Genomic DNA, 25,039 nt, shown 5'->3' with positions numbered 1-25,039 from the left:
TCACCGCCGTGCCTCGATCGCAGGCGCGAGGCCGGCAGCCCATTTGGTGATGTCGCCAGCGCCGAGGCAGACGATCTGGTCACCAGGGCGCACCTCCTCGGAGAGCGCGGTGGCGAGTGCATCGGCATCCGCCACCATGGCCGCGGCCCGGTGGCCGCGATGGCGCAGCCCGCTGACCAGCGCCTCGGCATCGACGCCCGGCACCGGCGCCTCCCCCGCGGCATAGACCGGGGTCACATAGACGGCGTCGGCATCGTTGAACGCGCCCTGGAACTCATCCATCAGATTGCCGAGGCGCGAATAGCGGTGCGGCTGCACGACGGCGATGACGCGGCCTTGCGCGGATTCACGCGCGGCGGCGAGGACGGCGCGAATTTCCACCGGGTGGTGGCCGTAATCGTCGATCACCGCAGCGGTGCCGCCGTCCGCGAACGAGACCTCGCCGACCTTGGTGAAGCGGCGCTTCACACCGTTGAACTTCTCGAACCCCTTCTGGATCGTCGCATCGTCGATGCCGAGTTCCAGCGCGACGCCGATCGCGGCGAGCGCGTTCTGGACGTTGTGGCGGCCGGGCATGGGTAAGTCGATGCCCTCGATCGAGCGGGTCGTGCCGTCACGATGGCGGATGATCGCCTCGAACCGGTTACCACCGGGATAGGGCGCGACGTTGACGCCGCGCACGTCGGCGCTGGCGGCGAAACCGTAGGTCACGATGCGGCGATCGCGCACGCGCGGGATCAGCGCCTGCACCTCAGGGTGATCGAGGCACAGCAAGGCCGCGCCGTAGAAGGGCACGTTCTCGATGAACTCGACATAGGCGTCCTTCGCCCGGTCGAAGCTGCCATAATGGTCGAGATGCTCGGGATCGATGTTGGTCACCACCGCGATCGTGCCGTCGAGCCGCAGGAAGCTGCCGTCGCTCTCATCAGCCTCGACCACCATCCAGTCGCTGTCGCCGAGGCGCGCGTTCGAGCCGTAGCTGTTGATGATCCCGCCGTTGATGACGGTGGGGTCGACCCCGCCCGCGTCGAGCAGCGCGGCGACCATCGAGGTGGTCGTCGTCTTGCCATGCGTGCCGGCGACCGCGACGGTCGACTTGAGCCGCATCAGTTCGGCGAGCATTTCCGCGCGGCGAACCACCGGGATACGCTGGCTGAGTGCAGCCTCCACCTCCGGGTTGCCGCGCTTCACCGCGGTCGAGGTGACCACGACGGCGACGCCATCGACATTGGCCGCATCATGGCCGATCGTGACCTTGATGCCGCGTTCCCGCAGCCCCTCGATCACATAGCCCTCGGCCACGTCCGAACCCTGCACGGTATAGCCCAGGTTGTGCATCACCTCCGCGATGCCGGACATGCCGATCCCGCCGACACCGACGAAATGGATCGTTCCGATGTCCGTAGCGACGCCCTTCACGCAAATGCCTCCTTCGGCTGAGCCACACCCACCGGCACCGGTGCACGGGGTGCGTCCAGACTTTCCACCAGATCCGCCAGATCGCGCGCGGCGTGCGGCTTTCCGCAAGCCTTGGCGCGCGCGGCGGCATTTTCGAGCGCGGTCGGATCGAGCCCCAGCTTCTGCATCTGCTTGGCGAGCTCGGCCGGGGTGAAGGCGCTCTGCGGGATGGTGCGGGCGCCGCCGGCAGCGGTGATCTCGCGCGCGTTCGCCGTCTGGTGATCGTCGGTCGCGCCGGGCAGCGGCACCAGGATCGCGGGGCGGCCCGCCGCTGTCAGTTCCGAGATGGTCGAGGCGCCGGCGCGCGCGATCACCAGATGCGCCCAGCCGAGCTGTTCGGGCAGGTCGGGCAGATAGGTCGCGAGATCGGCGGCAATCTCCAGCTCGGCATATTTGGCGCGGGCGGCGTCGATATCCTCGATGCGCGCCTGATGCGTCACCTGAAGCCGGCGGCGAAAGGCGAGCGGGAGCATGGCGAGCCCCTCGGGCACCACCTTCGACAAGACGCTGGCGCCCTGTGAGCCGCCGGTCACAAGCAGGCGGAAGATCCCGTCCTCCTCGAGCAGCGGATAGGGCTGCGTACGCAGCGCCAGCACGCTGTCGCGCACCGGATTGCCGATATGGTGCGCCTTGGCCTCGAACTTCGGCTTCAGGCGTTCGGTCTGGGCATAGGACGTCGCAATGGCGTCGACGCGGGGGGCGACGAGACGATTGACGCGGCCGAGCACTGCATTCTGCTCATGCACCGCGGTCGGGATCTTCTCCGCAAAGGCGGCGGCCAGCGCCGGGAAGGCGGGATAGCCGCCGAAGCCGATCACCGCTGCCGGCTTGAAGGTGCGATAGAGCTGGCGTGCCATCGCGCGGCCGCGCCACATCTGGCGCGCGGCCTTCGCCCAGCCGAGCGGGCCGCCGGCGATGCGGCCTGCGGGAAGGACATGCGTCTGCACATCCTCGAACAGGCCGGGAAAGCGAACGCCGCGATCGTCGCTGACCAGCGCGACACGGTGGCCGCGGCGCATCAGCTCCTCTGCCAGCGCGGCGGCGGGGACCATGTGGCCGCCGGTGCCGCCGGCGGCGAGAACGAACTGCTTGGGCCGGGTCATGCCGCACTCCCCCAGCGCGCCACATAGGGACTGCGCAGCAGGAACGGGTTGCGACGGGTGAAGGTGAGCAGCAATCCCATGCCGATCGACAGCGCGATCATCGACGAACCACCATAACTGATAAAGGGCAAGGTCATCCCCTTGGACGGCGCAAGGCCGGTATTCACCGCCATCGAGATCAAGGCCTGAAGGCCGAATTGCGTGGCGAGGCCGGACGCGGCGAGCAGTTTGAAACTGTCCTGTTCGTCCAGCATCTTGACGAAGACGCGCGCGACGATGGCGAGGAACAGGATAGCGATCACCATGCAGGCGATGAGGCCGAATTCCTCCCCGATGACCGAGAAGATATAGTCGGTGTGCGCTTCCGGCAGGCCGAACTTCGACGTGCCGGCGCCCGGCCCGGTGCCGGTCCAGCCGCCCGAGGTGAGCGTGCGGTGCGCGGCGTCGGTCTGGAAGTGCGCGCCCTCCGCCTCATTGGGATCGCGGAACAGGAAGCTGTCGATCCGGGTACGCGCCGTGCCGTAGAACATGTACGCTGCGCCAACGCCGAGCGGCGCCATGGCGATGAAGGCGGCGAGCGTCTTCGTCGGGGTGCCGGCGATGATCAGCAGCGTCATCCAGACGAGGCCGAACACCATCGTCTGGCCGAAATCGGGCTGAAGCATGAGCAGCGCACCGACCAGCGCGGTCATGCCGAAGGTGATCGCGGTGAGCGGCAGCCCCTCCTCCTTGGTGCGCAGCGACAGGAGCCAAGCGATCGTGACGATGAAGCAGGGCTTCAGGAATTCGGACGGCTGAAACTGGGAGAAACCGACGCCGAGCCAGCGCTTGGCCCCGTTCACCTCGACGCCGACGCCGGGGATGAGCACCAGCAGCAGCATGACGCCGAACGCCGCTGCGCCCAGGACCGCGCCGCGCCGCGCGACATGGACCGGCAGCATCGAGATGCCGATCAGGACCGGCAGCGAAACCAGCACCCACATGACCTGACGCCAGAAATAATAAAGCGGCGGGATCTTCAGCGCTTCACCAGAATAGCGCATCGCCGTGGCAGGCGAGGCGGCGGCGACCGACAGCAGGCCGACCGCGATCAACGCAAAGGTGAGCAGCAGAAGCACCCGGTCGGTATCCCAGAACCACGTGCCGAGCGGCGAGCGATCGCCGCGTCCACCGCGCTCCTTCAAGCGGCCGCGTAGCCCCTGCTTGGTCGCCAGATCGGTCAAGACAGCCCCTCCACCGCTTCGCGAAATGCCTGGCCGCGATGTTCGTAATCGCGGAACTGGTCAAAGGAAGCAGCGGCCGGCGACAGCAGCACGGTGTCGCCGGGCTGCGCCTGCCGTGCGGCGCTGGCGACCGCCTGTTCCAGCGTTTCGGCCTGCTCGACCTCCACCTTGCCATCGAGCGCGCGGGCGAAGACCGGGCCGGACGCGCCGATCGTGTAGGCGCGCACGACATGGCCGAGGTGCGGCAGGCAGGCGTCGAGATCATCGCCCTTGCCCTTGCCGCCGACGATCCAGTGGACGCGGTTGAACGCAGCCAGCGCGGGCGCGGCGCTTTCGGGGTTGGTCGCCTTGCTGTCGTTGACGAAGGAGACGCCGTTTACCTCGCCAAGCCGCTCCATCCGGTGGGGCAAGCCGCGGAAGCTTTCCAAGGCGCGGTCGATCGTCGCCCCGTCCACGCCGAGCGCCTGTGCGACGGCGATGGCCGCGAGCGCGTTCTGGGCGTTGTGCGGGCCCTGAAGCGAAGGCCAGCGGGACCGATCCATGCACACGCCGGGCGCAATCTTGGTCAGATGCTCACCGCGGGCCGAGAGCGAACGGGCGATCTGCGCCGAGGGCGTGTCGCCGATGCCGATGACTGCCTCATGATCCGGCGACTGCATCGCGAAAAGCCGTGCCTTCGACGCGGCATAGCCGTCGAAATCGGCGTAGCGGTCGAGGTGGTCGGGGGTGATGTTGAGCAGCACCGCGACGTCGCAGTCGAGGCTGGTCGTCAGATCGATCTGGTAGCTTGATAGTTCGAGCACATAGACGCCGGCGCCGCGATCGTTCGGCGCGAGCGGGGTCTGACCAAGGATCGGGAGGCCGATGTTGCCGCCCATCGTCACCGGCAGGTTAGCGACATCGAGGATGTGCGCGACCAGCGCCGTCGTGGTCGATTTGCCGTTGGTGCCGGTGATGCCGACGACCTTGTGCGCGGGCAATTCGGCGCGCGCCTCGGCGAACAGTTCGATGTCGCCGATGATCGGGACTCCGGCCGCGCGCGCCTGTGCGGCAATCGGATGCGTGTTGAGCGGGACGCCGGGGGAGACGACGAGGCCCGCGGCACCGGTGAGGTCGAGCGCGGCGATGTCGTGGACGATGACGCCGTCGATCTCCTCTGCCTTCGCGCGCGCAGCCGCGTCCTGGTCCCACGCAACGACAAAGGCCCCCGCCGCAGCGAGGGCGCGCACGGTGGCGAGGCCGGAGCGGGCGAGCCCCAGCACGGCGTAGCGTTTGCCAGCCCAGGCGGTGGAGACGATCACCGCAGCTTCAACGTCGACAGGCCGGCGAGCGCCAGCACGAGGCTGATGATCCAGAAGCGGATCACGACGGTCGGCTCGCTCCAGCCGAGCTGTTCGAAATGGTGGTGGATCGGCGCCATGCGGAACACGCGCTTGCCGGTCCGCTTGTACCAGAACACCTGGATGATGACGCTCATCGCCTCAACCACGAAGAGGCCGCCGATGATGCCGAGCACGATCTCGTGATGCGCGACCACCGCGATGGTGCCGAGCGCGCCGCCCAGCGCGAGGCTGCCGGTGTCGCCCATGAAGACCGCTGCCGGGGGCGCGTTATACCAGAGGAAGGCGAGGCCGGCGCCGATCATCGCGCCGCAGAAGATCGCCAGATCGCCGGCGCGCGCGACATGCGGGATGCCGAGATAGTCGGCGAACTTCACGTTGCCGACGAGGTAGACGATCAGCATGAAGGCGACCGAGGCGATGATCACCGGCATGGTGGCCAGCCCGTCGAGCCCGTCGGTCAGGTTCACCGCATTGCCGAAGGCGACGATGGTGAACGCGGCGAAGACCGGGAAGAACCAGCCCAGGTCCAGATAAAGCCCGTTGGTGAACGGCAGGAACAGCTGGGTCCCGTTTTCGTAGCTGATGATCCATGCGGCGGCGCCGGCGATGGCGAATTCGAGCAGCAGGCGGACGCGCCCGGGGACGCCCGCGGTGCTCGCCTTTCGCACCTTGTCGTAATCATCGAGGAAGCCGATCGCACCGAAGCCCAGCGTCACGAACAGGCAGGCCCAGACGAAGGGGTTGCGCAGGTCCATCCAGATCAGAATCGACAGCGCAAGACTGGTGAGGATCATCAGCCCGCCCATGGTGGGCGTGCCGCGCTTTGCCAGGTGAGTCTGCGGGCCGTCGGCACGGATCGGCTGCCCCTTGCCCTGGCGGACGCGGAGCCAGCCGATGAAGCGCGGGCCGATGATCAGGCCGATGAACAGCGCCGTCGCAATCGCGCCGCCGGTGCGGAACGACAGATAGCGGATGAGGTTGAGAACACCCGGGAATCCGAGCTGCTCGGCGATCCAGTACAACACTATGCCATGCCCCCGGCGAGTGCCGCGACAACCCGCGACAGCCCGACTCCGTTCGATCCCTTGACGAGTACCGCGTCGCCCGGCGCGAGCATTCCGGGAAGAACCTCCAGCGCCGCCGCGGCGGTGGGCACATGGACGAATTTTACCCGGCCCTCAAGCGCTTGTGCGAGCGGCGCCATCGCTTCGCCGACCAGCAGCGCCATTTCGACGCGCGCCGCCTCGATCGGGTCCGCGAGCGCCTGATGGTACCCCGGTGAGCCGGCGCCGAGTTCGCGCATTTCGCCCAATATTGCGACGTGGCGCCCGGCCTCACCGGCGAGCACCGACAGTGTCGCGGCCATGGAGGCGGGATTGGCGTTGTAGCTTTCGTCGATCACGATCGCCTCACCCCCGTCAACCGGCGCGAGCAGCCGCGCGCCCCGCCCCGGCAAGCCGCCGAGTTCGGCGAGCGCAAGTCCGGCGAGCCCGAGATCCCCGCCCGCCGCATCGACCGCGGCGAGCACGGCCAGCGCGTTGGACACCCAATGCGCGCCGGGCTGGCCGATGGTGAAGCTGAGTTCGCGATCGCCGACCTTTGCGGTGACGAAGGTGCCGCCGGTGCGTAGCGTCATCGTCTCGATCGGGTGCACATCGGCCTGCCGATCGGTGCCGAAGGTGACGATCCGGCCGGCATAGGGCCGCGCGGCGGCGATCAGCCGCTCGCGGTGCGGGCTGTCATAGGGCACGATCGCGACACCGCCGGGCTCCAGCCCCTGGAAAATCTCCCCCTTGGCGTCGGCGATGGCGCTTTCGTCGGGGAAGAATTCGGTATGGGCGGGGGCAATGGTGGTCACCAGCGCGACATGCGGGCGGACCAGGGTGGTGAGATGCGCCAGCTCACCGGGATGGTTCATCCCCATTTCGAGCACGGCGAAGCGGCTGGCGGCCGGCATCCGAGCAAGGCTGAGCGGCACGCCGGTATGGTTGTTGTAGCTTTTGACCGAGCGATGCGCCTCACCCGGATCGCCGCGGTCGAGCGCCGCGAACAGCGCCTCCTTCGTCGAGGTCTTGCCCACCGAGCCAGTGACGCCGATCACCCGCGCCGCGGTGCGGGCACGGGCGGCGCGCGCCAGATCCTCCAGCGCGGCGAAGGTGTCGGGGACGCGGACATGCGGATGATCGGTGTCGGCGGAGACGATCGCGCCGGCGGCGCCTTGCGCGAACGCCTGATCGAGAAAGCGATGCCCGTCGGTCGCCTCGCCGGCAAGCGCGACGAAGAGATCGCCGGGGCCGACTTCGCGCGAATCAAACGCGATGCCGCCTGCGACGAAGCCTGTCCCAGCGACGCCGCCGGTCGCAGCGGCGATTTCTTCAGAGGTCCAAAGAGAGTCCATGCGGCCCTATACCACCGGGATTGCGCCGGTCGCGCGGAGATCGCGCGGGCCGCGTGCCTGACGGGGAAAAGCGCGCGTCAACGCAGCCCGCTGACGGTGTCGCCGGTGACGAGTTCGTAGCGGACCCCGAGCTTTCGTCGTTCCCGCGGCGGCTGTGCACCCTCGGCAACAACAGGCTTGGACGGAACCACGAACTTACGCTTCACCGGCTACCTCCCTGGCTACAGTCACGTCGTCGAACGGCAGGACGAGATCACCGACGATCTGCCCCTGCTCATGTCCCTTGCCGGCGATGAGGACGATGTCCTCCGCCGTCGCCATGGCGATCGCCTGGCGAATGGCGCTGCGGCGATCGCCCTGTTCGGTGGCGCCTGGCGCGCCCTTCAGAACATCGGCGCGGATCACCGCTGGATCCTCACTGCGTGGATTGTCGTCGGTCACGATCACCACGTCGGCGTGTGCGGCGGCGATTTCGCCCATCGGCTCACGCTTGCCCTGGTCACGATCGCCGCCGGCGCCGAACACGAGGATCAGACGCCCGGTGACATGCGGGCGCAGCGCGGCGATGGCAGCCTCCAGCGCGTCGGGCGTATGGGCGTAATCGACATAGACCGGCGCGCCGGCGGGCGAGATCACCGCGCGCTCCAACCGCCCGCGCACCGGCTGCAACCGGCCGAGGCCGGCAATGGTGGCAGCGGTGTCGCCGCCGGTGGCAATCACCAGGCCCGCGGCAACAAGGGCGTTGGCGGCCTGGTACGCACCGATCAGCGGCAGCGTGACGCGGTGTTCCTGCCCGCCTGCGGCGATGACCAGCCCCTGCCCCAGCAAGGTCGGATCGCGGCTGACGAGGCGCAGGTCGTCGCCATGCTCGCCCACGGTGATGAGACGATTGCGGCGCTGGCGTGCGAGGTCGACGACACGCTCGGCATGGGGATCATCGACCCAGACGACGGCGGTGCCGTCAGGCGCCAGCACCTCGGAGAACAGGCGCAGCTTGGCGGTGAAATAGGCCGCCATGTCGCCGTGATAGTCGAGATGGTCGCGCGACAGGTTGGTGAAGGCGGCGGCGGAAACGCGCAGCCCCTCCGTGCGATATTGCTCCAGACCGTGGCTCGACGCCTCAAAGGCGAGATGCGTTACCCCCTCGCGCGCCAGGCCGGCGACGTTGGAGAGGAAGGTGACGACGTCAGGCGTGGTCAGGCCGGTCGACACCTGATCGCCGGCGGTGGTCACGCCGAGCGTGCCGATCGAGGCGGCATGATGTCCGGCCATGCGCCACAGCTGCCGCGTCAGTTCGACCGTCGAGGTCTTGCCGTTGGTGCCGGTGACGGCGACGTTGATCTCGGGAAAGGGCGCGAAGAAGCGCGCCGCCAAGGCGGCGAAGCGGGCGCGGGGATTGTCGTCGGCGATATGAACCGCCCCCTCCACCACCGCCTCGTGCCGGGCGACGACCGCAATCGCGCCGGAGGTAATCGCGGCGGGGATGAAATCCTCGCCATTCACCCGCGCGCCCTGGAACGCACCGAAGATCGTGCCCGGCGCGACCTTTCGGTGATCGATCGCGAAGCCGGTGACGATCGCAGTCTCGGTGCCGCCGGTGAGTTCGCCCAGCCTCATTCCGCCTGCGCCTTCTTGTCACCCGGGGCGTGCCAGAGGATCGCCTGCAGCTCCCGCGTGTCGATGTCGCGCTGCGCGTCCGGGATGACACCCAGCATCGCGCCGGTGCGGCTGATCACGCGGCTGACGACCGGTGCCGCGGTATAGGCGGCGGTGGTCTGGAACAGATTGGCCTCCACGCGCTTCGGACTGTCCATCATGGTCAGCACGACATAGCGCGGCGCATCCATCGGGAAAGCCGCGGCGAAGGTGGAGACGTTGCGGTTGCGGGCGTAGCTGCCGCCTTCCGCCGCCTCAGCGGTGCCGGTCTTGCCGCCGACGCGGTAGCCCGGCGCCTCCGCCTTGCGGCCGGTTCCGTGAGTGACGATGAGGCGCAGCAGCTGGCGCATCCGCGCGCTGGTCGTCTCGCTGATCACGCGCCGCCCCTTGGGTGCCTTGCCCGGCTCCACCTTCAGCAAGGTCGTCGGGCGCCAGACGCCGCCGTTGACCAGGGTCGCATAAGCATTCGCCAGATGGAGCGGGGTGACGGCGATGCCGTGGCCATAGGCGGTCGTCATCACCGTCGTGCGCGCCCAGTAATGCGGCCACAGCGGGCGGCCCTTTTCGATCAGTTCGATATCGGGCTTGGTATCGAAGCCGAGCTTGCGGAACATCGTCTGCATCCGCTCGGCACCGATTTCGTCGGCGATGCGCGCGGTGGCGATGTTGGACGAGTGAATCAGCGTCTCAGGGATGTTGAGCCAGCGGTTCTGCGCGTGATCGTCCTTGATGCGGAAACGGCCGACCTGAAGCGGCGCAGTCGCATCGAAGCGGCGCGAGATGTCGGTGACGACGCCGGTGTCGATCGCGGTTGCCATGGCGATCGGCTTGAAGGCGGAGCCGAGCTCATAGACGCTCTGCGTCACGGTGTTCCGCAGCTGCTCGATCCCGGCCATGCCGACGCGATTGGGGTTGAATAGCGGCAGCGACACCATGGCAATGACTTCACCGGTATCAATATCGAGCACGACGCCGGCTGCGGCGCGCGCTTGCATGCTCGCCATCGACTGACCAAGCTCGCTTTCCATCGCGGCCTGGACGCGGCTGTCGATCGAGAGCGCGACCGGCGTGCCGGAGAGCGCCGGGTTGAGCAGCCGCTCGTCCAGCGCGCGTTCCATGCCGAGGCGGCCGTGGACCGTCGGATCGTTCTTCGTGGTGCCGATATAGCCAAGCACGTGCGCGGCCATCGTCGATTGCGGGTACAAACGCTGCGTCTCGCGATCGAACACGATTCCGGGCTCACCGATCGCGTTCACCGCCTGCACCAGCGCGGGCGAGGCGCGGCGGTTGAGGTAGGTGAAGTTCACATCGCGCGTGATCAGCCGGTAGAAATGGTGCTGGTCGCCGACGTCGGGCATCAGATCCGCCAGCCGCTTCGCAATCTCGCTACGGTCGCCGAGCAGGCGGCGCGGATGGACGCCGATCGTCCAGGCGTCGATGGTGCGCGCGAGCTGCTGGCCGTTGCGATCGACGATGTCGCCGCGCGGCGTGGTGCTGATCGCGGCGGTACGGCGCGGCCCGCCATCAAAGGCGAGCATCGCCAGTCGCCCGATCACGAGCAGGATGCCAGCCGCAAACAGGAGCAACAGCACCATCAGGCGCATGTGCTGCGTAGCCAGCAGGGCCTGCCGCTGGTCGCTGACGCGCGTGGGGCGCGTCGTGCGGGCGACCATGGTGTTCAACGCAGGCGACCCCGCTCCGAGCGCGCGCCGCTCATCAGGTCACCCAAGGTTGCGTCGCTGAGCAGCGACCGGTCGAGCATCGCGACGGCATGCGCCTTGCGCAGCGACCCTGCAGACGCATCCGCCGTCCGCACGACAGCGGCCTTGGTGAGGCGCGGTTCGTTGACCGGCTCCGTCACGGGCGGCGCCGCCTTGGTTGCGAGCGGACGGGGGGCGGCGGTGTTGGCCGCGACCTGAACGCTGACGGCCTTGGTCGCCGCCGGGGGAACGGCGACGGGCGCTGCCGGCGCGGTGACGGGGACGAATTCGGCGGCGCCAGCCGGGACGATCAGCTGCGCAGTCTGGATCGCGCCCGAGCTGTCTCCCGGCATGGTGGCACCGGGACGGAAGCTGATCGCGGCGAGCTGCGCCTCGTCCTTCACGAACTGGCCAGCGGTAGGCGCGACGAGCGCGAGCGTGTTGCCGTTCCACCGCTCAAGTTGGGCGAGGTTCGCGCGAACGTCGAACTCCGTCTCCAGCGAGCGGATCTCCCGCTCCGCCGCGCTGATCTTGGCGTCGATCTGCGCCAGGCGTTTCCGCTCGGCCGCGACCTGCAGGCTCACCAGGTAGAAGCTCAGCGAGACGATCACCACGCCGCTGAACCACCCCAGTCCCTTCAATCGATAGGACGCCGTCATTCACTTTCCTCCACGCGCAGCCCGCCCGCCGCATTCTGCCCCTGGTCACCCCACACCGGCGCAGCTGTCCGCCGCGCCGTCCGCAATGTCGCGGAGCGCGCGCGCGGATTGCGCGCCACCTCCGCCGCACTGGCGCGCACCGCACGCCCCACGATCTCGAAAGTCGGTGCCCGCGCGTCAGCGACGGCAGGCCGATGGCGCGATCCCGCCGGCGTCGCGCCGCTGCGTTCACGCAGGAACCGCTTGATCATCCGATCCTCGAGCGAATGAAAGCTGACCACGGCGAGCCGCCCGCCCGGTGCGAGCACCCGTTCGGCAGCTTCCAGCCCGGCCGCCAGCTCATCCAGCTCGCGATTGATGTGGATCCGCACCGCCTGGAAGGCGCGCGTGGCGGGATCCTTTTTGTCATGCGGGCGATGGCCGAGCGCCTTGCGCACCACGCGGGCGAGATCGCCGGTGGTCGCGAGCGGGCGTGCCGCCACGATGGCGCGCGCGACGCGGCGGGACTTCGGCTCCTCGCCATAGCGCCACAGGACGTTGGCGATATCCTCCTCGTCGGCCGTGTTCAGGAAATCGGCCGCGCTTTCGCCCTCCTGGCTCATGCGCATGTCGAGCGGGCCGTCCTGCTGGAACGAAAAGCCACGCTCCGCCTGATCGAGGTGCATGGAGGAAACGCCGATATCCATCGTCACGCCATCGACCGGCACCGCGCCGAGCGCCGCGAGCTCACGATCGAGGCGGGAGAATTCCGCCGGCACCAGCGTCAGGCCAGGCTCCGCCGCCTCCAGCGCGCGGCCGGCGGTGATCGCGTCAGGATCGCGATCAAAGGCATAGACCTTCACGCCAGCGCCAAGCAGCGCGCGGGTGTATCCACCAGCACCGAAGGTGGCGTCGACCATGGTCTCGCCGCGCTCGGGGGCAAGCGCGGCGAGAACTTCGTCGAGCAGCACCGGGATATGCGGTGCATCGGCGTCGGGGCGGGAACTCACAGCGTGATCCCCTTGTCGCGGCACAGGATCGTCGCATGGCGCTTGGCCATCTCGTCGACGCCGTCATGGGCGATGAGCGTGCGCGGATCCCAGATCATGAAGCTTTCGTAATCGCCCAGGAAAAAGGCGATGTCGGTGATGTTGGCCAGTTCCCGCTCGACCGCCGGGAGGATGAAGCGGCCGCTGCCGTCGAAGGGCACCGGCTCGACCGAGGCGCCCCGCATGCGCGGCGCGTAGAATTCCTTCGAGCCCGTGCGGATGCCGGATTCGGCCTGACGCTGGATCAGCTGATTCTTGGCATGTTCGACATAGCCGCGGTCATGCGCGATCAGGCACGGGAAGTCCGGGTGCACACCGACCAGGACGGTGCCACCATCCTTGCCGTCGGGACGCGGCGCGTTCTGGGCCAGAGCGGCGCGCAGGGTGTTGGGAATCGCGACCCGGCCCTTGTCATCGACAAGACCGACCCCCTTCCCAAGATAATCCACCCGTTCCGACACGCCCACCTCGCACAAGGCGCGCAGGAGTTCTCGCCCCGAAAAACGGCCCAGCCGTCATCGGTTGTTACTTTTCAATCAAGCAACAGCGGTCCTGCCCCTCTGTCGCTTATGAAGTACCAGCGACCGTTGGGGATGGGAAGGGAAAATCGGGGAAGATTGGGGAAAGAACCTATTCTGGCGGGGAGACGAGGCTCCGGTAGGCCAAACGGCTCGCATGTTCCCGACCCGTTCCGGGCGCGACCATGCGCAGCCGACCAGAATCGGCACGATCGAAGAGGGTTTCCCCGGATTTCCCGGGAAAGGACGGGATCACTGGGGCTGTTCCGCCGGGACTCGGCTGGTTTCGGTCGCGCTCGGTGCAACGCCGAGCTGCGCGAGGGGCTCATTGTCCTCGGCCGCCGGCGTCGCAGCCGCGGCATTGGAGGGATCGGCGACGTTGGCGACTTCCTCCACGCGGGGCGGGGCGACCACCGGTTGTTCGCGCGAGGCAGCATTGAAGAGCGCACTCGCCAGCCCGATCAACAGGACCACGGCGGCGAGGCCAACCATGCCGACACGGACACGTTGCATCGCCTGGCTGGGGGGAACAGCGCGCTTCATTTCACCGCGCGACTCTAACGACGTGTCGCGCGCTTGTCGAATTGGGGACGTCAAGAGCGCGACACCGCCAGTCCCTTGGCCTCACGCCAGGCCGGATCGTAGAGCGTCGAGAGGTAGCGGAAGCCGGTATCGCACAGGATCGTCGCCACGCGATTGCCGGGCCCAAGCTCCCGCGCGAGGCGCACCGCGCCGGCGACGTTGATGCCCGACGACAGGCCAAGACACAGGCCCTCCTCCTTCAGCAGACGATCGACCCACTCGAGCCCCTCGGCGTCCGAGATGCGGAATTGCGTGTCGATCGGCGCGCCTTCGAGATTGCCGGTGATGCGCCCCTGCCCGATACCCTCGGCAACCGAAGAACCCTCGCTCTTCAGCTCGCCATGGGCATAATATTCGTAGAGCGCCGCGCCGTGCGGATCGCTGAGCGCGATGGTGATGCGCTCATCCTTTTCCTTGAGGCCAAGGCCAACGCCAGCGATCGTGCCGCCAGTCCCCGCGGCGCAGGTGAAGCCCTGGATGTTGCCATCCATCTGCGCCCAGATTTCTTCGGCGGTGCCAACGATATGCGCGCGACGATTGGCGATATTGTCGAACTGATTGGCCCAGATCGCGCCGGGCGTTTCCTCCGCGATGCGCCGCGAGGTGTGCACGAAGTGGCAGGGGTTGGAATAAGGTGCGGCCGGGACCGTCACCAGCTCCGCCCCCAGCGCCCGCAGCGTGTCCATTTTCTCCTTGGACTGGGTATCCGGCATGACGATGATGGTGCGATAGCCCTTGGCGTTGGCGACCAGCGCGAGGCCGATGCCGGTGTTCCCCGCCGTCCCCTCGACAATCGTCCCGCCGGGCTTCAGCGCGCCGCGCGCCTCCGCATCCTCGACGATGAACAGCGCCGCGCGATCCTTCACGCTGGCGCCGGGGTTGGCGAATTCGCATTTGCCGAAGATGTCGCAGCCGGTTGCCTCGCTGGGGCCCTTGAGGCGAACGAGAGGCGTATGGCCGATGAGTGAAAGCGTGTCCGAAGCGGTTTGCATGGCACCTAGATGGCGCGACGCCGCAGCAGCGGCAACCGCTGGTCGTGCTTTGTCACGGCGAAGCGCTACTACTGACGCGCACCGCACCACCATGAGGCAGTGATGAGCAACGCCCCGTCCTCCCCCGAACAGGCCATGATCGCCGCGCGCAAGGCGTCCTTTCCCGCGGTGGTGCGGCCAGATGCACGGCTGCTGATCCTGGGCAGCTTGCCGGGGGAGCGCAGCCTTGCCGAGCAGCGTTATTATGCCCATCCGCAGAATCAGTTCTGGCGGCTGATGAGCCCGGTGATCGGCCGGGATCTCGCCGCGCTGCCCTACGAGGCGCGGCTGGCGGCGCTGCGCGCGGCGCGGGTTGCGTTGTGGGACGTGGTGGCGAGTGCACGGCGGCCGGGCAGTACCGACGCCGCGATCCGCGACGCAGCGGCGAACGACCTGTCGGCGCTGGTGTCCCGGCTTCCCGACCTGCGTGCCGTGGGCTTCAACGGTGGTACCGCGCTGAAGCTGGGCCGACCGTTGCTGGCAGCGCACGAGGTCGCCATCGTGGCGCTACCCTCCTCCAGCCCGCTGCACACCATAGGGCTGGCGGCAAAGCAGCCCGCCTGGTCGGGGCTAGCGGCGTATCTCGACTAAGTCGAGGGGGTCGCCGGGATCGTGAGGCCACGCTGCACAGCCGGACGTGCCAGCGCTCGTTCCAGCCAGCCGAACACGTTGCGGAAGCTGTCGAAGCCGGTGATTTCCTGCGCGTCGTAGAAGGTCACGAGTGCGCGGACCCAGCCGATCATGGCGATGTCGGCGACACTATAGTCATCGCCAAGGAACCATTGCCGGCCGTCCAGCGCGGCATCCATCACGCCGAGCAGCCGCCGCGTCTCGTCGACGTAGCGCTGGAGCGGGCGCTTGTCCTCCCAGTCCTTGCCGGCGAATTTCTTGAAGAAGCCCAATTGCCCGAACATCGGCCCGACGCCGCCCATCTGGAACATCAGCCATTACACCGCATGCCAGCGGCCCGCCGGATCGGCAGGCAGGAACTTTCCATTCTTTTCCGCGAGATAGAGAAGGATCGCGCCGCTTTCGAACAGCGCCAGCGGTGTGCCGGCGGGGCCAGTGGGATCGAGGATCGCAGGGATCTTCCCATTGGGGTTCAGCGACAGGAATTCAGGCGTCTTCTGATCATTCCGGGCGAAGTCGACGAGGTGCGCCTCATAAGGTAGCCCGGTTTCCTCGAGCATGATCGACACCTTCACGCCATTGGGCGTCGGCAGGCCATAATATTGCAGCCGATCGGGGTGAGATGCCGGCCAGCGCCGTGTGATCGGGAAGGCGGACAGATCAGTCATCGGCATTGCTCCTGCGCGTGATCAACGCAGGTAAGTGGGCCCAGGATCAACGCCAAGGGCTCCGTTCATCCCCTTCATCGATCAGCCTGCCGACAGGTGCTTGCACGGAACCTGCCCGGTGCGACGTCGTTGCATCACCGATCCATTCACAAGGAGGGACCATGTACCGTACCGCATTCCTGCTGCTCGCAGCCGCAACGCCGCTGGCCGCCAATGCGCAGACTGCCCCGGCTCCGCAGGCGGGCGCTGCCGCCCCCGCAGCCGGCGCCGCGACGGCCGCCGCGCCGACGGTCGGCGCCACCGTGGTCGACACGCAGGGCAACACTGTCGGCACCATTGCATCGACCGATGGCACCAATGCCGTGGTCGACACCGGCACCGTGAAGGCTGCCGTTCCACTGTCGTCGTTCGGCACCGGCCCCAAGGGCCCGACGCTGGCCATGACCAAGGCGGAGCTTGAGGCGGCCGCGGGCCAGGGCGCAGCGCAGGCTGCCGCGCAGTTCCAGTCGCAGCTGACCACCGGCGCGACCGTCTATGGTGCTGGTGGCACCTCGGTCGGGACGATCAAGGCTGTCGAGGGCGAGTTCGTGACGCTGACCACGCCGAAGGGCGATGCGCGCCTGCCCAAGGGGTCGTTCGGCCCGGGTCCGCAGGGCGTGACCATCGGCATGACCGCCGCGCAGCTCGACGCTGCGATGGCCGGCAAGTAAGCGGCCTGACCGCGGGGTCGTTTCGGCCCCGCGGTCATGTTATCCGGCCTGTTGCCGGAGAAGATCGGCCGCATTCGGCCGCAGCGCGGCCAGCACCGATTCAGGCAGCCGCTTTTGCCTCTTCCAGCGCATTGCGCACCGCGGCGAGCGCCTCATCGGCCTTGTCGCCGTCTGGCCCGCCGCCCTGCGCCATGTCGGGCCGGCCACCGCCGCCCTGCCCGCCCACCGCGGCGACCGCGCGCTTCACCAGATCGACCGCATTGTACGTCGCGACGAGATCGTCGGTGACGCCGACCGCGACCGTGGCGCGGCCGTCGTTGACCGCGACCAATGCGGCGACGCCCGACTCGATGCGCTTCTTGGCATCGTCCACCGCGCCGCGCAGGCCCTTGGCCTCGAAGCCGTTCAGCACCTGACCGACGAAGGCGACGCCGCCGACGGTTTCGGGACCGGCCGGCGCAGCGCCGCTGCCGCCGCCCATCGCCAGCGCCTTCTTCGCCTCGGCCAGTTCACGCTCCAGCCGGCGCTTTTCCTCGAGCAGCGAGGCGACGCGGCCGGGGACTTCGTCTGGCGTGGTGCGCAGCGCGGAGGCTGCCTCGCGCAGCTTCTCGTCGCGCGAGGAGAGGTAAGCGCGCGCGGCTTCGCCGGTCAGTGCCTCGACGCGGCGGACGCCCGAGGAGACGGCGCCCTCGCCGATCACCTTGAACAGGCCGATGTCGCCCAGCGCGCTGACATGGGTGCCGCCGCACAGCTCGACCGAATAGGTCTTGCCGCCGTCATCGCTGCCCATCGAGACGACGCGGACCTCGTCGCCGTACTTTTCGCCGAACAGCGCCATCGCGCCCATCGCGATCGCATCGTCGGGCGTCATCAGCCGGGTGGTGACGGGGGTGTTCTGGCGGATCTTGGCGTTCACCGCTGCCTCCGCATCGGCCAGTTCCTCCGCGCTCATCGCGCTGGAATGGCTGACGTCGAAGCGCAGGCGATCGGGTGCGACGAGCGACCCCTTCTGCGCGACGTGCGTGCCGAGCCGCTGGCGCAGCGCCTCGTGCAGCAAGTGCGTGGCGGAGTGGTTGGCGCGGATCGCGGCGCGGCGCGCGACGTCGATCGCGAGCTTCACCGTGTCGCCGACCTTGATCTCGCCCGCGCTGAGCGTCGCGTGATGGACCCACAATTTCCCGAGCTGCTTCGAGGTATCGGTCACCTCGGCAGCAAGGCCGGCTTCGCTGCTGATCGTGCCGGCATCGCCGACCTGACCGCCGCTCTCGGCATAGAAAGGCGTCTGGTTGACGATCACATCGACCTGGTCGCCGGCTGCGGCCTTCTCGACCCGCGCGCCATCCTTGACCAGCGCGAGCACGACGCCCTCGCCGACATCGCTGGAATAGCCGGTGAATTCGGTCGCGCCGACTTCCTCGGCGAGGTCGAACCACAATTCGTCCGATGCCTTGGCGCCAGAGCCCCTCCAAGCGGCGCGCGCCGCACGCTTCTGCTCGGCCATCGCGGCGTCGAAGCCGGCGCGGTCGACCCCGAACGACTGGGCGCGCAGCGCGTCCTCGGTCAGATCGTAGGGGAAGCCGAACGTGTCGTAGAGCTTGAACGCGGTTTCGCCCGGCAGCACGTCGCCCGGCTTCATCCCCGCCGTCGCCTCGTCGAGCAGCTTCAGCCCCTTGTCGAGCGTCTGGCGGAAACGGGTTTCCTCCTGCGAGAGCGTCGCCTCGATCAGCGGCTGCGCGCGGACGAGTTCGGGGTAAGCCGCGCCCATTTCGGCGACCAGCGCCGGCACCAGTCGGTGCATCAACGGCTCCTTCGCGCCGAGCAGGTGCGCATGGCGCATGGCGCGGCGCATGATGCGGCGAAGGACATAGCCGCGGCCTTCGTTGGCCGGCAGCACGCCGTCGGCGACGAGGAAGCCGGCGCAGCGCAGGTGATCGGCGATGACGCGGTGGCTGGCCTGATTGGCGCCGGTCGTCGCGGTGTGGGTCAGCGCACCCGAGGCGGCGATCAGCGCCTTGAACGTGTCGGTATCATAATTGTCGTGCACGCCCTGCATGACGGCCGCGATCCGTTCCAGCCCCATGCCGGTGTCGATCGACGGTCGCGGCAGATCGCCGATGATCGTGTCCGCTTCCTGCAGGAACTGCATGAAGACGAGGTTCCACACCTCGACAAAGCGGTCGCCATCCTCGTCCGGTGAGCCGGGAGGGCCACCGGGGATATGATCGCCATGATCGTAGAAGATCTCGCTGCACGGCCCACACGGACCATCCGAGCCCATCGCCCAGAAATTGTCCTTGGTCGGGATGCGGATGATGCGGTGATCGGGCAGGCCGGCGATCTTCTTCCACAGATCGAACGCCTGATCGTCGGTGTGATAGACGGTCGCGGTCAGCTTGTCGGGCGAGAGGCCCCATTCCTTGGTCAGCAAGGCCCAGGCGTGGGTGATCGCCTGTTCCTTGAAATAATCGCCGAACGAGAAATTGCCGAGCATCTCGAAGAAGGTATGGTGCCGGGCGGTATAGCCGACATTGTCGAGATCATTGTGCTTGCCGCCGGCGCGAACGCACTTCTGCGCGCTGACCGCGGTGGAATAGGGCCGAGTCTCCAGCCCGGTGAACACGTTCTTGAACGGCACCATCCCCGCATTGACGAACATCAGCGTCGGATCGTTCTGCGGCACCAAAGGCGCCGAGGGCACGATGCTGTGCCCGGCCGAGCCGAAGTAATCGAGGAAGCTGCGGCGGATGTCGTTCGTCGAGGTCATGGCGTGCGACTTAATCGGCGGCGGGCGCGCTGACCAGTATCTCTATTCCACAAGTCTCAGCAGGCGGGCTGGCGGGACGCGCCCGCTTCATGCGAGAGGGGCCGGGTGAGCGGGATCGTCTATCTGGCCGCGGCGCTGGCCGAAATCGCCGGCTGCTTTGCCTTCTGGGCCTGGCTGCGGCTGGACCGATCGGCCTGGTGGCTGGCGCCCGGGATCGGTTCGCTGTGCCTGTTCGCCTATCTGCTGACGCTGGTCGACAGCGACCAGGCGGGGCGCGCCTATGCCGCTTATGGCGGGGTATACATTGCCGCCGCGCTGCTGTGGCTGTGGGCGATGGAGGGCGTGCGGCCCGACCGCTGGGACCTGACGGGCGCTGCCGTCTGCCTGATCGGCGCGGCGATCATCCTGTGGGGGCCGCGGGGCGGGTGACGGCGCAAGCGATCGTTTCCGCGTCCCGCCGCATAAACAGATGAAGCGCCAGCCATAGCATTTGTGCATCACTGCTGCAGGAAACTGCCTTGTTCGCACCCGCACAGAGGCTTGACGTTGCGACGGCAATCCCCTTCATCACGCCGGATCGACATTTTCCTCCGTTCGCTCTGCGCTTGAACCGGATGGCGGAGGCACATTCCGGGAGCATCCATGGCCAAGCGCCTGACGTTATATATCATGATCGGCCTGGCGGCCGGTATCGTGCTGGGCCTGTCGCTCAACGCGTATTTCGACGACGGCACGCCAGCTTCGGCGGCCAAATTGTCGGAAATTGCCGGCTATTTCTCCATCGTCACGACCATCTTCCTGCGGTTGATCAAGATGATCATCGCGCCGCTGGTCTTCGCCACGCTGGTCGCGGGCATCGCGCACATGGGCGATACCGCCGCGCTGGGCCGGATCGGCGGCCGCGCGGTGGCGTGGTTCATCGTCGCCAGCCTCGTCAGCCTGACGCTGGGCCTGATCCTGGTGAACCTGTTCCAGCCGGGCGTGGGGCTGAATTTCCCGTTGCCGGCGACGAACGAATCGAGCGGCGTCGAACAGGCCGCGTTCAACCTCACCAATTTCTTCACCCACATCTTCCCCGCCTCCGGCATCGAGGCGATGGCGAAGAACGAGATCCTGCAGATCGTCGTCTTCTCGATCTTCATCGGCGTCGCGATCACTGCGGTCGGCGAGAAGGCCGCGCCGCTGGTCCGCGGGATCGAGGCGCTGGTGCAGGTGATGCTGACCGTCACCAATTACGTCATGCGTTTCGCGCCGCTCGCGGTGTTCGCCGCGGTGACCGGGACGCTGGCCGAGCGGGGGCCGTCGATCATCGGCAACCTCGCCTATTTCATGGGCACCTTCTACCTCGGCATCATCGTGCTGTGGCTGCTGCTGATCGGCGTCTGCTACGCCATCGTCGGACGCCGCACGACGTTGCTGGTGCGTTATATCCGCGAGCCGTTGCTGCTCGCCTTCTCCACCGCATCGTCGGAGGCCGCCTACCCCCGCACGCTGGAGGCGCTCGACAAGTTCGGCGTGCCGCCGCGCATCGCCAGCTTCGTCCTGCCGCTGGGGTATAGCTTCAACCTCGACGGCTCGATGATCTACATGACCTTCGCGACGATCTTCATCGCGCAGGCCTATGGCATCGACCTGACGCTGTGGCAGGAAATCACCATGCTGCTGGTGCTGATGATCACCAGCAAGGGGATCGCCGGCGTGCCGCGCGCGAGCCTGGTGGTGATCGCGGCGACGCTGGGGTTCTTCGACATTCCCGAAGCGGGCCTGCTGCTGATCATCGGCATCGACCATTTCCTCGACATGGGCCGAAGCGCCACCAACGTCGTCGGCAACGCGGTGGCGGCCACGGTCATCGCCAAGTGGGAGGGCGAGCTCGACCCGCTGGAGCCGGACGTGATCCCCGATCCGCACGCGCCGGCCGGGGGCGGGCCGGCCTATCCGACGCAGAGCTTTGCCGAGACACCGAAGCTGGACAGCGACAAGCGCGGCTGAGCGGGAAAGCCGGGAAATATGGGAAGGGCGTCGCGGGTGCGGCGCCCTTTTTTTTTTTGTGGGGCGCCTAGCGGCTGGCTCGCTGGAACCGGAGCGTGCCGTCTTCGCGGTGGAGCGTCAGCGTGTCGCCCTCGACGGTGAGATGCGCGCCAGTGAGGTCGGCGACGCCGACATCATTGGGCACCAGCTGGAAGATCGCGGTGCGGCCGGCCTGCGGGTCGAGCGGCAGGCGCGTCGATGGCAGGCGGTACCGTGGCGCGGAGAAAGTGACGAAGCGAGGCGTGCGACGCTCCGTCGCGGGCAGGATCCAGCGGTCACCCGGCGTATAGGCAGTGAGCGGCGGGCCGGAGTCGAATTCGATCACGAAGTCCACCGCGGGCACGTCGGCGCCATTGGGGGCAAGGACGCGCAGGCCGAAGGGGGCGCCGGGGGTGGATTGCGGCGGCGCCGGCTCGATCGCCGGCGGGCGCGGGCGCGGATCACTGGTCAGTTCGATCACGTCGCCGGCGAGGCGCCATTTGCCCTGCGCGGTCTCATCGAGCGCGCCGACGGTCAGCGCGTAGCGGAAGGTGCCGTCGGGGCTGAGGCGGAGCGCGGCGACCAGCTCCATCTGCGCGGCGGTATAGTCACCGGCGAGCGCGGCGGCGCGAGCGGCCGCGGACGTTGGCATCGCCTGCCCCGCGGGCGCGGCGACCGGCGCGGAGGCGGCGAGCAGCAGCGCGGCGGGAAAGCGCCCGATCACGCGCGGTCAGGCGTAGGCATAGGGGCCGCCCTTGGCGAGCGCGGTCTGGTAGGCGGGGCGGGCGTGGACCTTGTCGAGCCAGGCGATCGTCGCCGGACGGCTCTGGTCGAGGCCGCCGCGGCTGCGCGCCGCCTCCAGCGGGAAGCTCATCATGATGTCGGCGGCGGTCATCGTGTCGCCGGCGAACCACGGCCGGCTGGCGAGGTGCGCCTCGACATGATCGAGATGGGTGTCGATCATCGGCTGGGTCCGCTTCTGCGCCACCTTGCCGAACAGGGGCACGCGCGTCAGCACCAGCTTCACCAGCAGCGGCGGCATCAGCGAGCCTTCGGCATAATGGAGCCAGAAGCGGTAATCGAGCGCGCCGCCGCGGGTGGCGGGCGCGCCGAGGCGGCCATCGGCCTTGTCGACGAGATATTCGACGATCGCGCCCGTTTCCGCGATCACGCGATGATCGTCGCGGGTATCGACGATCACCGGCGACTTGCCGAGCGGGTGGACCCGCTTGAGCTCAGGTGGGGCGAGCATCGTCTTGCGATCGCGCTCATAGCGCTGGATCTCATAGGGCAGGCCGAGTTCCTCGAGCATCCACAGCACGCGCTGCGAGCGGGAGTTTTCGAGGTGGTGGACGATGATCATGAAGCGGTCTTCCCCTGAGCGCGCGCGGTCACGATCCAGGCGGCGGCGGGGAAATCCAGCGTGGTGCCGGTGACCCGCGTGGCCAGGATCGACCGCAAACGTGCGAGGAGCGCGGGTCGATCCGTCTCCGCCGACTCGGCGATCACGCGGGCTACGGGACCGATGCGGGTGAAGAAGTCGGCGGCGTCACTGGCGGGGTCGTCCCCTGCCCCGGCGTGGTAGCGATAGTCGACCGGCTGGAGCGCGACATCGACGAAGCCGGCGCCGTCGAGCAGCGCGGTGACTCGCGCGGGATCGGCGAAGGCGAAGGGACCGGGGGCATAGGCGCCGGGCGGGTCGAGGTGGCCGCCCATCTGGGCGATCGTCTCGCTGGCCCAGGGGTTTTCGGCGGCAGCGCGGAAGCAGGAGAAGACCAAGGGCGCGCCGGGGCGCAGCGCGGCGGCGATGCCGCGGAAGGCGACGGCGGGATCATCGAAGAACATGACGCCATGGCGCGAGACAGCGAGGTCGAATGGCCCCTCCCCGGCCAGCGCATCGGGGACGGCGCCGCAGACGAAGCGGGTGTTGGCAGCGGCGGCGCCGGCGGCGCGATCCTGCGCGACAGCGACGAGCGGCGCGGACAGGTCGACGCCGAGGATCGAGAGCGACGGGCGGGCGGCGGCGAGCGCGAGGCTGGTGGCGCCGGCGCCGCAGCCGAGATCGGCCGCCTTCCCCTGTTCAGGCGCGAGCGCGAGGATCGCCGCGTCGAGCGCGCGCGCCAGATCGGCGAAGCTGCGGTCGGTGCGCTGCCATTCCGCAGCCCAGACGTCGCCGACGCGGGTTTGCCAGAGCGGGGCGGTGGTCATCGCAGCATCCTTTTACCGTGGAGGCCCTGCATGCCCGTCGCGCCGGGTCCCGGATAGAGGGGCCCGCCGCCGCCCCGGCCAGTCGGGGGCATCTGGAGGGCGGCGGCAACGAAAAAGGGCCGGCACCTTTCGGCGGCCGGCACCTTTCGGCGGCCGGCCCCTTTTCAGAAGAGCAGGATGGAGCGAACGGCGCCTCAGGCGTCGTCTTCCTCCGACGGACCGGCCATCAGCTCCTCGCCCAGACCATCCTGGCGGGCGCGGATCTGGCGTTCGAGACGCTCGGCCACTTCGGGATTGTCGCGCAGATACCCCTTGGAGTTCTCGCGACCCTGACCGATCCGGATCGAATCGTAGCTGAACCAGGAACCCGACTTTTCTACGAGGCCGGCCTTCACGCCGAGGTCGATGATCTCGCCCAGCTTCGAGATGCCCTCACCGAACATGATGTCGAACTCGACCTGCTTGAACGGCGGCGCGACCTTGTTCTTCACCACCTTCACGCGGGTCTGGTTGCCGGTCGCCTCGTCGCGATCCTTGACCGAGCCGATGCGGCGCACGTCGAGGCGCACCGAGGCGTAGAACTTCAGCGCATTGCCGCCGGTCGTCGTTTCCGGCGAGCCGTACATCACGCCGATCTTCATTCGGATCTGGTTGATGAAGATGACGAGGCAATTGGAGCGGTTGATCGTGCCGGTCAGCTTGCGCAGCGCCTGGCTCATCAGGCGGGCCTGGAGGCCGACGTGGCTGTCGCCCATCTCGCCCTCGATCTCGGCGCGCGGCACCAGTGCGGCGACCGAGTCGACCACCAGCACGTCGATCGCGTTCGAGCGGACGAGCGTATCGACGATCTCAAGCGCCTGCTCCCCCGTGTCGGGCTGCGAGACGATCAGTTCGTCGATGTTGACGCCGAGCTTCTTGGCGTAGGCCGGATCGAGCGCGTGCTCCGCGTCGACGAAGGCTGCCATGCCGCCCGCCTTTTGCGTTTCAGCGATGGCGTGGAGCGCGAGCGTCGTCTTGCCCGAGGATTCCGGGCCGAAGATCTCGACGATGCGGCCCTTGGGCAAGCCACCGACGCCGAGCGCGATGTCGAGGCCCAGGCTGCCGGTCGACACCGTTTCGACCTTCATCGCCTCCTTCTGGCCCAGCTTCATCGCCGAGCCCTTCCCGAAGGCGCGGTCAATCTGCGCAAGGGCGGCGTCGAGCGCCTTCTGACGATCCGAGTTCGCGCTAGCCATGTTGTTTGGGATCACCTTGAGATTGGCGGCCATGAGGAGGTCTCTCGCTAGATCAAGCGCGCGAACCGTTCAACGCACGATCGCAGTCGTATCGACTTTGTTCCAAAAGAACAAT

23 protein-coding genes and 1 pseudogene are annotated in these 25,039 nt (G+C 67.9%); 4 read left to right on the top strand and 20 right to left on the bottom strand.

What is annotated here, in order from left to right; genetic code table 11:
• The 14 genes from murC to XM50_RS10605 all read right to left on the bottom strand — a co-directional run bounded on the left by murC (position 1) and on the right by XM50_RS10605 (position 14,660).
• Positions 1-1,419, bottom strand: a complete 1,419-nt coding sequence (murC, locus tag XM50_RS10665; protein ID WP_046409293.1) for a UDP-N-acetylmuramate--L-alanine ligase — start codon at positions 1,417-1,419, stop codon at positions 1-3.
• Entirely contained in the window at positions 1,416-2,561 is a 1,146-nt protein-coding gene (gene murG, locus XM50_RS10660) for an undecaprenyldiphospho-muramoylpentapeptide beta-N-acetylglucosaminyltransferase (protein ID WP_046409292.1), read from the bottom strand. Before murG ends, murC begins: the two co-directional genes overlap by 4 nt.
• Positions 2,558-3,784 carry a peptidoglycan glycosyltransferase FtsW gene (locus XM50_RS10655; protein ID WP_046409291.1) on the bottom strand — a complete coding sequence of 409 codons (1,227 nt, stop codon included), beginning with the start codon at positions 3,782-3,784 and terminating at the stop codon, positions 2,558-2,560. The genes murG and XM50_RS10655 overlap by 4 nt, the downstream gene beginning before the upstream one ends.
• Positions 3,781-5,085: a UDP-N-acetylmuramoyl-L-alanine--D-glutamate ligase gene (gene murD, locus XM50_RS10650; protein ID WP_046409290.1), complete on the bottom strand. Its 1,305-nt coding sequence runs from the start codon at positions 5,083-5,085 to the stop codon at positions 3,781-3,783. The genes XM50_RS10655 and murD overlap by 4 nt, the downstream gene beginning before the upstream one ends.
• The gene (gene mraY / locus XM50_RS10645) at positions 5,082-6,152 is read right to left on the bottom strand and encodes a phospho-N-acetylmuramoyl-pentapeptide-transferase (protein WP_046409289.1); all 1,071 of its coding nucleotides are present in this window, start codon (positions 6,150-6,152) and stop codon (positions 5,082-5,084) included. Before mraY ends, murD begins: the two co-directional genes overlap by 4 nt.
• Entirely contained in the window at positions 6,152-7,525 is a 1,374-nt protein-coding gene (locus XM50_RS10640; RefSeq protein ID WP_046409288.1) for a UDP-N-acetylmuramoyl-tripeptide--D-alanyl-D-alanine ligase, read from the bottom strand. The genes mraY and XM50_RS10640 overlap by 1 nt, the downstream gene beginning before the upstream one ends.
• A 77-nt stretch (positions 7,526-7,602) precedes the next feature.
• Entirely contained in the window at positions 7,603-7,731 is a 129-nt protein-coding gene (locus tag XM50_RS20990) for a hypothetical protein (protein ID WP_269430567.1), read from the bottom strand.
• Complete coding sequence (locus XM50_RS10635; RefSeq protein ID WP_046409287.1) at positions 7,721-9,142, bottom strand: UDP-N-acetylmuramoyl-L-alanyl-D-glutamate--2,6-diaminopimelate ligase; 1,422 nt, start codon at positions 9,140-9,142, stop codon at positions 7,721-7,723. The genes XM50_RS20990 and XM50_RS10635 overlap by 11 nt, the downstream gene beginning before the upstream one ends.
• Positions 9,139-10,863, bottom strand: a complete 1,725-nt coding sequence (locus tag XM50_RS10630) for a peptidoglycan D,D-transpeptidase FtsI family protein (RefSeq protein WP_417158929.1) — start codon at positions 10,861-10,863, stop codon at positions 9,139-9,141. Before XM50_RS10630 ends, XM50_RS10635 begins: the two co-directional genes overlap by 4 nt.
• On the bottom strand, positions 10,860-11,540 hold the full coding sequence (locus XM50_RS10625; protein ID WP_046409286.1) for a hypothetical protein: 681 nt from the start codon (positions 11,538-11,540) through the stop codon (positions 10,860-10,862). The genes XM50_RS10630 and XM50_RS10625 overlap by 4 nt, the downstream gene beginning before the upstream one ends.
• Positions 11,537-12,529, bottom strand: coding sequence for a 16S rRNA (cytosine(1402)-N(4))-methyltransferase RsmH (gene rsmH / locus XM50_RS10620; RefSeq protein WP_082102974.1), 993 nt, complete (start codon positions 12,527-12,529; stop codon positions 11,537-11,539). The genes XM50_RS10625 and rsmH overlap by 4 nt, the downstream gene beginning before the upstream one ends.
• Positions 12,526-13,029, bottom strand: a complete 504-nt coding sequence (locus XM50_RS10615; RefSeq protein WP_046409342.1) for a division/cell wall cluster transcriptional repressor MraZ — start codon at positions 13,027-13,029, stop codon at positions 12,526-12,528. The genes rsmH and XM50_RS10615 overlap by 4 nt, the downstream gene beginning before the upstream one ends.
• 309 nt (positions 13,030-13,338) lie before the next feature.
• Positions 13,339-13,629, bottom strand: a complete 291-nt coding sequence (locus XM50_RS10610) for a hypothetical protein (RefSeq protein ID WP_046409285.1) — start codon at positions 13,627-13,629, stop codon at positions 13,339-13,341.
• A gap of 50 nt (positions 13,630-13,679) precedes the next feature.
• Entirely contained in the window at positions 13,680-14,660 is a 981-nt protein-coding gene (locus XM50_RS10605) for a cysteine synthase A (RefSeq protein WP_046409284.1), read from the bottom strand.
• A gap of 102 nt (positions 14,661-14,762) precedes the next feature.
• Here XM50_RS10605 and XM50_RS10600 point away from each other — a divergent pair, with 102 nt between their 5' ends.
• Positions 14,763-15,290: a DNA-deoxyinosine glycosylase gene (locus XM50_RS10600; protein ID WP_046409283.1), complete on the top strand. Its 528-nt coding sequence runs from the start codon at positions 14,763-14,765 to the stop codon at positions 15,288-15,290.
• On the opposite strand, the pseudogene XM50_RS10595 reads toward XM50_RS10600, so the two are convergent.
• Positions 15,287-15,997, bottom strand: a pseudogene (locus XM50_RS10595) (glutathione S-transferase N-terminal domain-containing protein). The gene XM50_RS10600 and the pseudogene XM50_RS10595 sit on opposite strands and share 4 nt — an antisense overlap.
• A 161-nt stretch (positions 15,998-16,158) precedes the next feature.
• On the opposite strand from XM50_RS10595, the gene XM50_RS20100 reads away from it, so the two are divergent.
• Positions 16,159-16,707, top strand: coding sequence for a hypothetical protein (locus XM50_RS20100; RefSeq protein ID WP_052742540.1), 549 nt, complete (start codon positions 16,159-16,161; stop codon positions 16,705-16,707).
• A gap of 100 nt (positions 16,708-16,807) precedes the next feature.
• Here the strand turns inward: XM50_RS20100 and alaS are convergent, their stop codons facing one another.
• Positions 16,808-19,471 (bottom strand): alanine--tRNA ligase, encoded by a 2,664-nt coding sequence (gene alaS, locus XM50_RS10585; protein ID WP_046409282.1) that lies wholly within the window; start codon positions 19,469-19,471, stop codon positions 16,808-16,810.
• 105 nt (positions 19,472-19,576) lie between these two features.
• Between alaS and XM50_RS10580 the strand changes: the two genes are divergently transcribed.
• Entirely contained in the window at positions 19,577-19,900 is a 324-nt protein-coding gene (locus tag XM50_RS10580; protein ID WP_046409281.1) for a YnfA family protein, read from the top strand.
• 213 nt (positions 19,901-20,113) lie between these two features.
• A complete protein-coding gene (locus tag XM50_RS10575; RefSeq protein ID WP_046409280.1) occupies positions 20,114-21,463 on the top strand; it encodes a dicarboxylate/amino acid:cation symporter in 1,350 nt (449 codons plus the stop codon).
• Between the two features lie 67 nt (positions 21,464-21,530).
• Here XM50_RS10575 and XM50_RS10570 read toward each other — a convergent pair whose 3' ends face one another.
• The 4 genes from XM50_RS10570 to recA all read right to left on the bottom strand — a co-directional run bounded on the left by XM50_RS10570 (position 21,531) and on the right by recA (position 24,957).
• Positions 21,531-22,205 (bottom strand): hypothetical protein, encoded by a 675-nt coding sequence (locus XM50_RS10570; protein WP_052742539.1) that lies wholly within the window; start codon positions 22,203-22,205, stop codon positions 21,531-21,533.
• A 6-nt stretch (positions 22,206-22,211) separates the two neighbouring features.
• Complete coding sequence (locus tag XM50_RS10565; RefSeq protein WP_046409279.1) at positions 22,212-22,844, bottom strand: glutathione S-transferase family protein; 633 nt, start codon at positions 22,842-22,844, stop codon at positions 22,212-22,214.
• Positions 22,841-23,689: a class I SAM-dependent methyltransferase gene (locus tag XM50_RS10560; RefSeq protein WP_046409278.1), complete on the bottom strand. Its 849-nt coding sequence runs from the start codon at positions 23,687-23,689 to the stop codon at positions 22,841-22,843. The genes XM50_RS10565 and XM50_RS10560 overlap by 4 nt, the downstream gene beginning before the upstream one ends.
• A 194-nt stretch (positions 23,690-23,883) precedes the next feature.
• Positions 23,884-24,957: a recombinase RecA gene (gene recA / locus XM50_RS10555; RefSeq protein WP_046409277.1), complete on the bottom strand. Its 1,074-nt coding sequence runs from the start codon at positions 24,955-24,957 to the stop codon at positions 23,884-23,886.
• Positions 24,958-25,039 lie beyond the last annotated feature (82 nt).

Origin of the sequence: Sphingomonas sp. Ag1, from assembly GCF_000980895.1 — a bacterium.
In the GTDB taxonomy this organism is placed as follows: domain Bacteria; phylum Pseudomonadota; class Alphaproteobacteria; order Sphingomonadales; family Sphingomonadaceae; genus Sphingomonas; species Sphingomonas panaciterrae.
Note: the sequence above shows the minus strand (reverse complement) of the source record. Positions and strands in the feature narration are given on the sequence as shown.